20 protein-coding genes are annotated in these 13361 nt (G+C 36.5%); all 20 read left to right on the forward strand.

Going from position 1 to position 13361, the window contains the following annotated elements:
- The first annotated feature begins 15 nt into the window (after positions 1–15).
- Positions 16–207, forward strand: coding sequence for a hypothetical protein (locus ACIQ38_RS08000; RefSeq protein ID WP_402820621.1), 192 nt, complete (start codon positions 16–18; stop codon positions 205–207).
- Between the two features lie 4 nt (positions 208–211).
- Complete coding sequence (gene ssb, locus ACIQ38_RS08005) at positions 212–700, forward strand: single-stranded DNA-binding protein (RefSeq protein WP_402820624.1); 489 nt, start codon at positions 212–214, stop codon at positions 698–700.
- A 467-nt stretch (positions 701–1167) separates the two neighbouring features.
- A complete protein-coding gene (locus tag ACIQ38_RS08010) occupies positions 1168–1557 on the forward strand; it encodes a hypothetical protein (RefSeq protein WP_402820627.1) in 390 nt (129 codons plus the stop codon).
- Positions 1558–1637: 80 nt separating this feature from the next.
- Complete coding sequence (locus tag ACIQ38_RS08015; protein WP_402820630.1) at positions 1638–1832, forward strand: hypothetical protein; 195 nt, start codon at positions 1638–1640, stop codon at positions 1830–1832.
- A gap of 248 nt (positions 1833–2080) precedes the next feature.
- Positions 2081–2944 carry a hypothetical protein gene (locus tag ACIQ38_RS08020; protein ID WP_402820633.1) on the forward strand — a complete coding sequence of 288 codons (864 nt, stop codon included), beginning with the start codon at positions 2081–2083 and terminating at the stop codon, positions 2942–2944.
- Between the two features lie 221 nt (positions 2945–3165).
- A complete protein-coding gene (locus ACIQ38_RS08025; protein ID WP_402820635.1) occupies positions 3166–3732 on the forward strand; it encodes a hypothetical protein in 567 nt (188 codons plus the stop codon).
- Positions 3733–3790: 58 nt separating this feature from the next.
- Positions 3791–4681 (forward strand): terminase small subunit, encoded by an 891-nt coding sequence (locus ACIQ38_RS08030; RefSeq protein ID WP_402820638.1) that lies wholly within the window; start codon positions 3791–3793, stop codon positions 4679–4681.
- Positions 4653–5987, forward strand: a complete 1335-nt coding sequence (locus ACIQ38_RS08035) for a PBSX family phage terminase large subunit (RefSeq protein WP_402820641.1) — start codon at positions 4653–4655, stop codon at positions 5985–5987. Before ACIQ38_RS08030 ends, ACIQ38_RS08035 begins: the two co-directional genes overlap by 29 nt.
- 9 nt (positions 5988–5996) lie before the next feature.
- Positions 5997–7439 (forward strand): phage portal protein, encoded by a 1443-nt coding sequence (locus ACIQ38_RS08040; protein WP_402820644.1) that lies wholly within the window; start codon positions 5997–5999, stop codon positions 7437–7439.
- Positions 7423–8892 (forward strand): minor capsid protein, encoded by a 1470-nt coding sequence (locus tag ACIQ38_RS08045; RefSeq protein WP_402820647.1) that lies wholly within the window; start codon positions 7423–7425, stop codon positions 8890–8892. The genes ACIQ38_RS08040 and ACIQ38_RS08045 overlap by 17 nt, the downstream gene beginning before the upstream one ends.
- Complete coding sequence (locus tag ACIQ38_RS08050; protein WP_402820650.1) at positions 8892–9101, forward strand: hypothetical protein; 210 nt, start codon at positions 8892–8894, stop codon at positions 9099–9101. The genes ACIQ38_RS08045 and ACIQ38_RS08050 overlap by 1 nt, the downstream gene beginning before the upstream one ends.
- 60 nt (positions 9102–9161) lie before the next feature.
- Positions 9162–9389: a hypothetical protein gene (locus ACIQ38_RS08055; protein WP_402820653.1), complete on the forward strand. Its 228-nt coding sequence runs from the start codon at positions 9162–9164 to the stop codon at positions 9387–9389.
- Positions 9390–9521: 132 nt separating this feature from the next.
- A complete protein-coding gene (locus ACIQ38_RS08060; RefSeq protein ID WP_402820656.1) occupies positions 9522–10121 on the forward strand; it encodes a phage scaffolding protein in 600 nt (199 codons plus the stop codon).
- Positions 10122–10135: 14 nt separating this feature from the next.
- A complete protein-coding gene (locus ACIQ38_RS08065) occupies positions 10136–10495 on the forward strand; it encodes a hypothetical protein (RefSeq protein WP_402820659.1) in 360 nt (119 codons plus the stop codon).
- 15 nt (positions 10496–10510) lie between these two features.
- Complete coding sequence (locus ACIQ38_RS08070) at positions 10511–11554, forward strand: major capsid protein (RefSeq protein ID WP_402820662.1); 1044 nt, start codon at positions 10511–10513, stop codon at positions 11552–11554.
- Between the two features lie 34 nt (positions 11555–11588).
- Positions 11589–11762 (forward strand): DUF7210 family protein, encoded by a 174-nt coding sequence (locus ACIQ38_RS08075; protein WP_402820665.1) that lies wholly within the window; start codon positions 11589–11591, stop codon positions 11760–11762.
- Positions 11755–12114, forward strand: a complete 360-nt coding sequence (locus ACIQ38_RS08080) for a head-tail connector protein (protein WP_402821363.1) — start codon at positions 11755–11757, stop codon at positions 12112–12114. The genes ACIQ38_RS08075 and ACIQ38_RS08080 overlap by 8 nt, the downstream gene beginning before the upstream one ends.
- A 1-nt stretch (position 12115) precedes the next feature.
- The gene (locus ACIQ38_RS08085) at positions 12116–12475 is read left to right on the forward strand and encodes a hypothetical protein (protein ID WP_402820668.1); all 360 of its coding nucleotides are present in this window, start codon (positions 12116–12118) and stop codon (positions 12473–12475) included.
- Positions 12475–12945 carry an HK97 gp10 family phage protein gene (locus tag ACIQ38_RS08090; protein WP_402820671.1) on the forward strand — a complete coding sequence of 157 codons (471 nt, stop codon included), beginning with the start codon at positions 12475–12477 and terminating at the stop codon, positions 12943–12945. The genes ACIQ38_RS08085 and ACIQ38_RS08090 overlap by 1 nt, the downstream gene beginning before the upstream one ends.
- Positions 12935–13357 carry a phage tail terminator family protein gene (locus ACIQ38_RS08095; protein ID WP_402820674.1) on the forward strand — a complete coding sequence of 141 codons (423 nt, stop codon included), beginning with the start codon at positions 12935–12937 and terminating at the stop codon, positions 13355–13357. The genes ACIQ38_RS08090 and ACIQ38_RS08095 overlap by 11 nt, the downstream gene beginning before the upstream one ends.
- The last annotated feature ends 4 nt before the right edge of the window (positions 13358–13361 follow it).

The raw sequence follows: 13361 nt of genomic DNA on the forward strand, positions 1-13361 counted from the left end.
TAAAGGAGTAGAGAAATGAATATTACTTCAAAGTATACAGAGAAACAGGAAATTCAGTTTTTAAGATTAATTCGTCCTAACATTGTAGAAATTTTAAGAGAAAAGAAGGGGGTTGCTACGCTCATTCGGTTTAACGAACACCAATATGTTGTGCAGCACCCATCGCATATGAGAAGCAATCAGAATTTGAAAAAGAAAGCGAAGTGAGTAAATGATTAATAGAGTCGTATTAGTCGGCAGGCTAACGAAGGATCCAGAATTACGGTACACTCCTTCGGGTGTAGCAATGGCAAGGTTCACTCTTGCTGTCAATCGTACATTTACAAATCAACAAGGTGAAAAAGAAGCTGACTTCATTAATTGTCTTGTATGGAGAAAACAGGCGGAGAATGCAGCTAACTTTTTAAGAAAAGGAAGTTTAGCAGGTATTGAAGGGCGTATTCAAACAGGCAGTTATGAGGGACAAGATGGAAAGCGTGTATATACCACAGATGTTGTCGCTGATTCTGTACAGTTCCTTGATCCGAAAAATACGGACCGTGGACCGCAAAGTGGATCGACTGGACCGAACGACCATCAAATAAGTCGTTCAGAATACCCGCAACCGCAAACACAGCCTAATTACACGAGAGTAGATGATGATCCATTTGCTAATAGTTCTGGACCTATTGAAGTGCAGGATGACGATTTACCCTTCTAATTTAATTATATAATAATTTACTTATATAGTGAAAATCCATACGTAACGAGGAACAGAAGCTTAAAGCGAAGAAAAAATCCTGTTTCTCACCTTATTTTAAAAGTGAAAAACGGGATTTTCCGATTAGCTTTTCTATTTTTAATTAATTTACTTATGACTTGGAGGAGCTATAGAAGCCCCTAGCCATAAATAAATTCACTTTTTTTGTTTATTACGAAATAGGATGATAACTCTATCAACATAGTTCCAAAAAAACACAAGCAATCCAGCAATTAACCCCATTGAGAAATTAAAAAACACATCATTCATCTACATCACCTCATCATAATGATTTGGTGAATTTATTAATATAATGGCTATCAGTAATTATATGTGCGGCCACAACTTTTAATGCACAACAAAAAATAGATAGTCTTGTCTGTTCAGTATAGAAAAACAATATTGAATTAAGTTGAAGGAGTGAAGAAATGGAAATCATTAAAAATTACGTTGACCTTTGCAGAAAGATTGATATTATCGAAACCCAATTACTGCAAACGGACATAGATTTGAAGTATTGGTTTGGAAGAGGGGAACTTCCTTTCACCGGAACTGGTGCAGATGATTTTGGGGTTATTGCATCCATTGGAAACATCCAGGATTTGCACGATAAGAAGCATAGGCTGCAGAAGATGTTGGATTTTTACTTGGATATCAAGAAGGAAACAGAGGGCAGTATTAATAAGCTCGAGGGATTGAATTATCAAATAGCTCGTATGAAGTATATAGAAAATAAATCATACAAACAAATTGCTGGTGAACTAGGAAAGTCTTATGGCTACATTCGTAATGTCGCTTCTCGAAATGTAAATGTATAAGCGATAATAAAGCGTTATATTATACCGAATATTTTACCACATAAAACACATCCTATTCGTGTGTTTATGGAGGTGAACTTATGACTAATCAAGAGAATAATCAAAATCAAAGAAATAACAAAAGTGTCGCAAACGGGATCAAAGACACGGCAGGCTCTGCATTTGAAACAGCGCATAATGCTTTAGAGACTACAGAAAATATTGCAATGAACACTGTTGATGCAACTACAAACGTTGCAAAGAAATTAAAAGGTAACTTAAAAAATAATCGTTAGACAAAAGCGCCCATTGGGCGTTTTTTGTTATTCACTCATTGCCTTTACTTTATCTGGAGATCACGAGGAGTTGGGGAAATCGTATGGGTATATTCGGAATTTGGTAACTCAAACAAAACACAAACTATAAACTCATTTATTATTGTTAGACATTTACATTTGTGAGTGTCTTTTGTTATGCTAAATGATAAAATAAGTAGAACAAATTTCACAGTGGTTCGAAAAATAGTGAGAAGGGCGATGAAATATTGATGAAAAGTATATGGAAATTAGTTGTAGGTTTAATACTTACCCTATTATCAATACCTATGATTTTAAGTGGACTAATGACTATTAATTTTTTTGGCAAAGCACTAGGTTCTGCTGATGGGTGGTTAAGTTATTGGGGAGGATACTTAGGTGCAATGCTTGGGTTAGCAGCAGTTACTATAGCTACACAGTTTCAGATAAATTCTCAGACGAAACTACATAAAGAACAATTAGATATGCAGATGAAAGCGATTGATGTTACTGCAGAATTAAACGATTCAAAAGAAAGAAATAGAATTCGCATGACATATCTATTAAACAAAAATGAAGAAATTTTGGAATTATTAATTGATATCCAATCTTTGTTAGTTACTTATTTAAACTCAATAACTAGATATGCAGAATATCATGAGAAAGCATTCATGACATTTAGTACGTATCACAATCTTTCAGAAAGTAATAAGACTAAAGATGATAAGAGGTTAGAAGAGCTAGAAACTCAATATTCTCAACAGGTAAAATTTAAAAACCAATTGTTAGATGAAAACACAATTCTTAGAATAAAAATCGTTGAAAAGTTAAGTATACTTTCAGCTAAGGGAGTACATTTTAAAAAGTTTCATTTATTGGATGAAAAAAAATACATAGAAAGTAGTTTAAGTGAGTTTTATGATGAAATAGAGAGTACTAGAGAATACAGAGTACTTGATAAGGAGTTTTATAAATCTGCAATGATTGATCTGAATAAAAATGTCGAGCAAAAAGGAAGTTTATTATTATCGAGAATTGATAATATTATAGTAGCCTGTGAATCTGAAGCTGAACGTCTTTTGGAAGGTATTATAAGCGGAGAAACTGAGTAATTTGCAAATAATGTGACAACAACATGACAATCAAGTTGCAAAACTAGAAAACATAATTATAATTGAAACAAAGAGACCACGTGCACGCTTCTGGTGGTGTGGTAGTATACTAACTTCATATATTTATATTAGGCGCTCACGCTATTTGTGGGTGCTTTTTGTATTAAAAATAGTTACATATTCCATCTTTTCCATTAGAATGAAATCGAGGTGGATGGAAAATGTATAAGGTATTAGGATTCGTTGCAGTGATGTCATTGTTTTTAATTGATACTGTAATTATAGGATATGTTGCTAAAGTTTACTTTGTAGAAAGTGAAACTATTATAGCTGGTTGCATTGCTTTTGTGGGTGCTGTCATCGGTGGTGCAATAACTCTATTAGGAGTAAACAAAACTATTCAAGATTCTAGAAGAAAAGAAGAACTTCAAAAGATCCCATTAAAATTAAAATTAATCGAAGACATTAGCGTTTTCTTGGGTGAAGTTTATAAGAATTCATATATATCAGAAGAAGTAGATATAGAAATAAAAAAATTTATATCTGAAACGTATGATATGTTTAATGATACTTCTTTAGAAATTGACATTATGATTCTAGGTAAGGATATGTTGGAATCATTTAATGAAATACACAAATGGATTTCAGTTTGTAGGCTTAATAGTTTTACAAAAGCCCCCTTTAAAAGCGGAGTTGTCCATACAGAATTAAAAGAAAAGATAATGCTTTGCTTAAATTTGATAGATAAAAAGAAGATAGAATTAACAAATCAATATTACAATTTATAAGCATCTCTTTTGAGGTGCTTTTTCTATGTCCAAAAATGGAGGTGGCAGGTGATGTGACATGATCAACTGGGATGAAATAAAAATAGAATGGGAAACCACAAAAATAACATTAGCTGCATTAGCTGAAAAACATGATATTAAACTCGGTACATTAAAGAGCCGAAAAAGTCGTGATGCATGGTCAAGAAGTGCAACCAAAAAAGATGCAACCAAAAAGAAAAAGGTTGCAACCATTCTTAAAAAGGATGCAACTAAATCTGCAGAAGAATTGCCATCTTTGGATGAACTAATAGACGATATAAGCATGACCGAGAAACAACAGTTATTCTGCATTTATTACGTTAAATCATTCAATGCAACACAGTCAGCTATTAAAGCGGGATATGCAAAAGATAGTGCTCACGTACAAGGAAGTGTCCTATTAAGGAATCCTAAGGTCGCAGAAGAAATCCGCAGAATCAAAGGTGAGATGCGACAGGGTCTGTTTATAGATGCAATGGACGTGTTAGACAAGTACATCAAGATTGCCTTTGCAGACATAACCGAGTACGCAACTTTCGGTAAAAAAGAAGTCCCTGTAATTGGTATGATGGGACCTATCCTTGATGAACAAGGCAACCCAATGATGAAAGAAGTCAATTATGTGGATTTCAATGAATCATCGATGGTAGATGGTTCAATCATTACGGAAGTAAAGCAAGGTAAAGATGGTGTATCTATCAAGCTTGCAGACAAAATGAAAGCTTTAGACAAATTATCCTTATACTTCGACCTCTTCCCAGACAAATTCCAACGTGAAGTCGAAGAAGAGAAACTCAAAATTGCTCATCACAAAGCATTTGGAGCAAATGAGTTAGAAGAATACGAGGATGACGGTTTCAACGAAGCACTAAACGCAACAACTTCGGAGGTGTGGGGCAATGTCGACACTAACACCGAAGAATCCTAAGACAAGATATCTTTCGTTCTTTACTGAAAAGAGCAATTTCAAAAAGAAACCAGCACCTTTCAAGTTTAAGACGTTTTCTACAAAACAGAAACAAGTGTTAACCTGGTGGCGTGATGGGTCACCGATGAAAGATATGGATGGTATCATTTGTGATGGATCCGTACGTGCCGGTAAAACGGTTGTAATGTCCCTTTCATACGTTATGTGGGCAATGGACACTTTCAAAGATGTTAACTTAGGGATGGCCGGTAAAACGATTGGTTCATTCAGAAGAAATGTAATCACTCCCTTAAAACGCATGCTTAAATCACGAGGTTATATCGTAAAGGACCATCGTTCAGATAACATGCTCTCCATTACATATAAAGGAGTTACCAATTACTTTTATGTGTTTGGAGGGAAAGATGAAAGTTCACAAGACCTCATTCAAGGGATCACGCTTGCTGGGATGTTTTTTGATGAAGTTGCATTAATGCCACAATCCTTTGTCAATCAAGCGACAGCTCGTTGTTCGGTAGAGGGTTCTAAACTATGGTTCAACTGTAACCCGGAAGGACCGTATCATTGGTTCAAGGTTGAGTTCATCGACAAGATGAAAGAGAAGAAGTTGTTCCAGCTGCATTTCACGATGGAGGATAATCTCTCTTTATCTCCAGAAGTGAAAGAACGCTATACCCGACTGTATACCGGCATCTTCTATAAACGTTTCATTTTAGGGTTATGGGTGCTGGCTGAAGGTATCATTTTCGATATGTTCGATAAAGACAAGCATGTTGTTCCTACAATCGAACGAAGATACACCAAACATTATGTCAGCATTGACTATGGTACTCAAAACCCTACGACATTCGGTCTGTGGGGCTTTTTTAATGGAGTTTGGTACAAAGTTAAAGAATATCACTATGACGGTCGTAAAAGCTCGAAACAAAAGACTGACCAAGAGTACTTGGAGGATTTACAAAAATTCGTTGAAGGCAAAAGCAATCTTCAAGGAATCATCGTAGATCCATCTGCTGCATCTTTTATAGCTTTACTTAAAAAGAATGGCATGCGCGTAGTTAAAGCAAAAAATGATGTATTAGACGGAATCCGTAACGTAGGGAATGCGTTAATTAAAGGTTTAATTTTATACAACGATTGCTGTAAGGAAACATTTAGAGAATTTAGTTCTTATATTTGGGATGAGAAGGCAGCTGATCGTGGGGAAGATAAACCAATAAAACAAAATGACCACCAAATGGATGGAGATCGCTATTTTGTGAATACTATTGTACTTAAAAAAGGTGGAGTAATGGTACTGAAATGAGGTGAATAAATGTTAGTAGAAGATGTATTTAAGAGACCCTATTACGAATATCTGAATGACATCATCAAACGTATGGTTGGTGAGTCCATGACAATCAACGAGGTAATAGTACAGGAGTTGAAAGACTGGCAGAACAGCGAAACCCGAAGGAAAATGTTAGTCGGTGAGGCTTATTATCTTGAAACGACGGATATTCAAAAAGAAAAAACGCAAGAGATTTCATGGAAATCCAATATTAAATTGGAGCATGGCTTTGCTAAAAAGTTAGTGAACCAGAAGGTGGGCTATTTGCTATCTAAAGAGCCTACAATAGCTACTGAAAACGAAGCTTATGCAGAACAGTTGAAAGAAATCATTAATCGAGATTTCCTGAAAAAATTAAAGAACATCGGCAAAGAAGCGATTAACAAAGGGATCGGTTATCTGTATGTCTATATAGACGAGGAAGAGAAGTTAGCCTTTAAAAAGCTTCCATCCGAACAGATTTTGCCGTTTTGGAAAGATGCGGAACATACAGAAGTCTCGTCATTTATTCGTAGCTACAAAGAGAAAGTTTATGTTAACAAAATAAAAAAGACCGTTGAAAAAGTCGAGTATCACCATCCTGGTGGCATCGACTATTTTATTTTAGAGGGAAATAAGTTGGTTCCGGATGATGCAGCAGGCCATTCGGTAAATTACCATATCCTGATTAACGAAAAACCGTTTCTGTGGAAGCGAATCCCGTTAATACCGTTTAAGTATAACGAGGAAGAACAACCATTGATTGATTCGATTAAATCATTGATAGATAACTATAATTTACAAGCTTCTACAAATGCTGATGTGCTTGCAGATATCCCTAACTTTATCTATAAGCTAATCAATTACGGTGGAGTCGATTTAAAAGAGTTCTTAGAGGATCTTCGGATATATCGAACAATTAAACTTGACGAAGGTGGAGACCTGGATAAACTGCAAGCAACTCCAGAAACAGATGCAGCAGAAAAAGAACTGGAACGTGACCGTAAATCAATATATGAGTTCGGCCGCGGAGTGGATACAACCGACTCCAATCTAGGGAATGCATCGGGTGTTGCACTGCGTTACCGTTATTCTGATTTAGACATGGACTGTAACAACTTAGAGTCTGAATTCCATTCAAGTCTGGAACATTTAATGTGGTTTGTGAATGAATATCTGGATATGAAAGGTTTAGGTGATTTCTCCAATGAATCAGTTGAATTTATTTTTAACCGCGACATTATTATTTCTGAATCAGAGGTAATTACAGATGCTAAAAACTCTGTAGGCATCTTGGATGACAAGACCATTCGTGAAAATCATCCATGGTATACAAAAGATGTAGAAGAACGTCTTGCTGAACAAAAAAAGTTGGAAATGGATCAATACGATAATTACGAAACCACTTTCAAAAAGAAACAAGGTGACGTGAATGGCGAAACCACGTAGTTATTGGCAAAAACGTTTTGAATTGTTGGAAGATGCCCAATACAATAAGAGCGCTTCTTACAATAAGGATCTAGAGAAAGCCTATATCCAAACGATGGCTGAAATTGAAAAGGATATCACTCGTTGGTATCAACGGTTTGCGACAAATAATGAAATCTCACTGGATGAAGCAAAGAGACTACTGAAAACCAACGAGTTAAAAGAACTACAATGGTCTGTTGAGGAATACATCCAGTATGGTAAAGAAAATGCAGTAAATCAGAAGTGGATGAAGCAACTCGAAAATGCTTCTTCTCGTGTCCATATAAGCCGCTTAGAAAGTTTGCAACTCCAACTTCAACAACATGTGGAAAAGCTTTATGGGGAGCAAATTGAAGGTTTTGAGCGACTGATTAAAGAAACATATCAAGATCAGTACTATCATGCTGCATTTGAAATACAAAAAGCCTTTGAGGTTGGTTTTACTTTGCAAGCTATTGATGAAGTACAGCTATCGAATATCATTAGTAAGCCATGGACAGCAGACGGTGCTACTTTTAGCAGTAAGATATGGCGAGATAAAAACATGTTGTTGGATACACTGCATACCGAACTGATTCAGTCGATTGTCAGAGGTGAATCACCTCATCGGATGATAGCGGTTGTTCAAAAGAAAATGAATACTTCTCGCTCAAACGCTGCCCGATTAGTAATGACGGAATCAGCGTTTTTTAGTGCTGCTGCACAAAAAGATGCATTTAATGCACTTGATGTAGTTGGGTATGAGATTATCGCAACTTTGGATAGTAGAACAAGTGTTATATGCCAATCCATGGACGGCAAGGTATTTAAAATGAGTGATTTTGAGCCAGGCGTCACGGCAAATCCTTTCCATCCTAGATGTAGAACTACAACTGCACCTTATTTTGAAGATGATGATTATGGCCAACGACTAGCCCGTGGGTTGGATGGAAAGACTTATCATGTTCCCGGTAACATGACATACAAGGAATGGCATAATGAATATGTATTGAAACCAAAAGAGCTAGCTGAACGTAAAGAAATAGAGAAGCAAGAAAAATTTAAAGCTCAAATTAAAGATGATATAAGAAAAGGTCAATATAAGCTTGATCATAGCAAAAATCATTTCGATAAGCATATTCCAAAACATAAGAGGTATGATGATTATGTAGAAAGGAATAAAGCTAAAGGAAAGCAAAAACCAAGTTATTTGACTGTTTCTTTTGAAGAAGCGAATAACCTTGTTAAAAAATATGCTGGAACTGGCATACCTGTAATCAATAAAAGTAAAATGGAGTGGAAGCAAAAAGAGGACATATTTAATCATTCTCAGCCAATTGGTGTTTATATTGATCAAACTACAGGGAAAGAATTGATTACGAGCGCCTTTAGAATTCATTATTCTAAAACTGGTACTCATATTGTCCCTACTTTAAAGAGAGGTGAAGAATAATGCAGTTGTGGACCTATGTTGGGAAACATGTAAGAGTCTTGTACAAAGACGGTGATGTTTTGGAAGGCTTCGTACAAGGATATGATGATGGAGAAGATAACGAAGATGGGGTCGATAGCTTATCCATATCAAATAAAGAAACCGATGAAGGTGACTTTATTTACGGGGTATCAGAAAATGAAATAGAAGCAATAGAAATTATCAAATAAAGCACCTAGCCACTATTATTGGTTGAGTGCTTTTTATTATGCCTTGAAGGTGGTGAGAGAGTGATTTATTTAACCTTGTTTTTATTCTTTTTAATGATTGGAGCGTGCTTTGCGATGTTAATCAAAGCTATTATGGTGGCAGGTCGTGGGGCACCAAAAACGCTATTATTCCATAATCAAGAGCAATTCGTCACCACCGAGCCTATTGCACAGGTTTTACCAAAACACCAAATCAAAAATTCACATTGGTTTACACATACATTCATGCGCCCTCGCAGGAAAGGATAGGTGATCCATATATCTCGGAGCTATCCGATAAATAGCAACCCGTCTTTTTGGTATTGCAGACGTAAAAGAATAAGACAAATCCGTGGACGATACCCACGTTAAAAAGCGTAATTTGAATTGGAGGAATGAACAATGAACAAAGAACAATTAATAGCATTAGGTTTAACCGAAGAACAAGCAAATAAGGTAATCGAAGGATATGGTCCAACAATCCCTAAATCACGTTTTGATGATGTGAACAATACCAAGAAACAACTGGAATTGGATATAGCTTCTCGAGATAAACAACTAGAGGAACTAAAGAAAGTGGATGCAGCTGGATTGCAAACTAAGATTACTGAGTTGCAACAGGAGAATGCAGATGCAAAAGTAAAATATGAAAATGATTTAAAAGAAACACAATTATATAGCGCTATTAAATTTGCTTTAGCTGGAAAAGTACATGACGCGGATATCGCTATCACACAAATCGACAAAAAACTAATTGAATTAGATGCAGAAGGCAAAGTAACCAAAGGTTTAGATGAGCAGTTAAAAACACTGCAAGAATCGAAGCCTTTTTTGTTTGTCCCGGAAACTACACAAACGTTTAAAGGGGTTATTCCTGTAACCCCTGTTGAAAAAGACAAAGACGGTAATCCGGTAGCAGGAAGTTACGGAAAGCAACTTGCGGAGACAAGCAATCAAGGCGCAAAAGAATTAGCAGATGCACAAAAATCTTATTTTGATTAAGGAGGAAAACAAGAATGAGTAAATTTGTAGAAACAACTTTTACGAATAAAAAAGAAATTTTGAAGTTTCCAGATCACTATGTGAATCTGGCGGTTACTGTTTCAGATGCAGGTGTTACAGCTAATGCGGAAGGAAAAAAAATCGTTCCCGCTGGCACCATCTTAGGTGGCGGATTCCTAGCTAGCGAATCTGTACATGCTGTTAAGAAGAATGATGCGGATGCAGAAGGAGTTCTGTTTAATGATACGGATGTCACTTACGGACCAGCATCCGGTGCAGCTTTAATCCATGGATTCATAGCACTGGATAAGCTTCCAGAAGCTCCAACATCAGAAGCAATCGCAGCACTAAAGCAAATTACATTTTTGAAATAAGAGAGGATGAATTAAATGCCAACAATTTATGATTTAGTAAATGCACAAAACATTGCAACATATTACCAAAACAACCCTTCTAATTCGATTCCGTATTTAGGAGCAACACTATTCCCTGCTAAGAAACAGTTGGGACTGGACCTATCTTGGATTAAAGGTTCAAAAGGATTGCCTGTTGCTCTTGAACCTTCTGCATTTGATGCAAAGGCAAATGTTCGCGATCGTATTGGATTTAGCAAGGTGCAAACAGAGATGCCTTTCTTCCGAGAAGCAATGCGCATTGGAGAGAAAGATCGTCAAGAGTTGAATCGCTTACTTGCTTCAAATTTAGATGAAATGACTCGTACAGTAATTACTAACATTTATGATGATGTTACTAATCTAGTAAATGGTGCTAACGTACAGCCAGAGCGTATGATCATGCAATTACTTTCTAAAGGAAAAATCTCGATTACAGCTAATCGTCAAAATCTTGATTACAACTATAAAATGCAAGGTGATCATCAAGAGGTTTTAGCTGGCGGTGCACAGTGGAGTGCAACAGATTCAACTCCTATCCAAGACATTATGAGATGGCAGGATACAGTTGAAGACAATACAGGTTCTCGCCCAACAAAAGCCATTACAACTCGTAAAACATGGGGTTATCTGATGAAACACAAGAGTATTCTGTTAGATATGAACCCATTTGGTGGTCAAAATGTCATTATGACAGACGCTTTATTGAAACAATATTTACAAACTAAATTTGGTTTATCGGTTGCAATTTATAACAAAAAATATCGTGATGAAAGTGGCGCTTTGCAGAACTTCTTCCCAGATGACTATTTCACTTTAATTCCAGAAGGGAATTTAGGAAATACATTCTACGGGACGACTCCTGAAGAATCGGATCTTTTGACTGGTCAATCAGTTGCAGACGTATCAATCGTAAACACAGGTGTAGCAATCACAACTATCAAAGAGCCACATCCAGTAAACGTTGAAACAATTGTTTCTGAAATCGTTCTTCCTTCATTCGAAACAATTGACAATATCTTTGCAGCTAAAGTTAACTAACTGACTAAAAAGTCAGGAAAGGAGGCTATTAATCTTGGCTACAGAAAAGAAAGAGACTACTAGAACCACTAAAAAGAAAAGAGCTACTTTCTCAGTCAATGTAAAATACGGAGAGAATCTTTATCGAAAAGGTGAAAGTTTAGAGGTTTCGGAGAAAGATTATGAGGAATTACTAAGTGCAGGTCTTGTCGAAAGTAAAGGTGATTGACTTGGACGTATTCGAAATCGTCAAAGCGAAATTACCAGCAGATTTAATTCCAGATGATACAGCTTTAGCTATGGACGTTGCAGAGGTGGGGCAATCAATGCTCACTTACTGCAACCGTTCTGACATACCGAAAGAGCTTGTTTTCACACATGTGAACATGGTGATTGATCTAATTACAGGTAATGCGAGACGTAGTGATACGGATAACCCTGGTACGGTTAAATCCATTAAGGAAGGAGATGTGCAAGTTACATATGAAGGAAATCGTGTGAGTTCACGAGAAGCTCATATGGAAGCACTTCTCTTCGATTATGCTAGCCAGTTGAATCGTTTCCGGAAACTGAGGTGGTAGATTGGATGCTGTAAGAAAAGCTATTGAAAGCTTATATAAAGGCAAGTGTACGATCAAAGAATTTAAGAGTGCAAAAGACCCTATCACTCATATTACAGCTAAAAAAGAAGTAACAGTTTTGGAAAGTCAGAAATGTAGGTTGTCATATGAGAAAATTGCATCTGCAGATCAAACCAATGGGCCTGCAACTATTGCTCAATCAATTAAACTGCTTATTTCTCCAGAGATAGTTGTTAATCCCGGTTCTAAAATTATTGTTACACAACATGGAAAAACGACAGCGTTTCAGCAAAGTGGTGAGCCTGCTTTATACACTAACCATCAAGAGATACGTCTTGAATTATTTAAGGAATATGCGTAATGGCTAGGTGGGGCAGTGCTGACTTTCGACAATTAAAGCGAATGCAAAAGAAGATGGAGAAATTAGCACAAGCTGATTTCGAAAAGTTCTGTGAGCAAGCTGCAAAAGAATTGGCTGCGCGTTTACTTGCGAAGGTAATTAAACGTACTCCTGTAGACGATGGAGTATTACGAAGAGGTTGGACAGCTGTATCGCATGCAGAAGCTGAAAATGGCGGAAATACTAACGTAAAAGTATATGCCGAATCCTTAAACATTTCGAAAATAGGTAACGTGTATGAAATAGAGATTATTAATCCTGTGAATTACGCCTCTTATGTGGAATTTGGACATAGGACAGCTAATCATGCAGGGTGGGTAAATGGACGATTCATGATGACAATCTCTGAAAATGAATTGGATGCCCAAGCATCAAAAATTCTTGATAAGAAATTAGCGAAGTTCTTAGGCGGTGTTTTCGGTGGAGATTAAAGATGTAATAACCGCTATATCTATCAAGCTGTATGAAACGTTTGGTGAAGCATATGAAATTTATACAGAATCAATTGAGCAAGGCTTTCAGGAGCCTGCTTTTTTTATTTCTCTATTAAATCCGGACAAAAATCAAGTAATCGGAAATAGATACCACAAAACGCTTCCTTTTGATATCCATTATTTCGGTAGAGGCAATATGGATGCCTATGGCACCTTAGATAAACTTATGGACGAAATGGAGTATATAAAGCTCTTAAACGGTAGTTTATTGCGTGGTACAAAAATGAAAGGCGAAGTAGTAGATGGAGTACTTCACTTTTTTGTTCATTACAATTTCCATGTTTATAAAGCGACGGATCCAGTACCGATGATGGAAGAGCTATCAATAAAGAATGATTTAAAGAGGTGAGATG

Origin of the sequence: Psychrobacillus sp. NPDC096389 (assembly GCF_044762855.1) — a bacterium.
Taxonomy (GTDB): domain Bacteria; phylum Bacillota; class Bacilli; order Bacillales_A; family Planococcaceae; genus Psychrobacillus.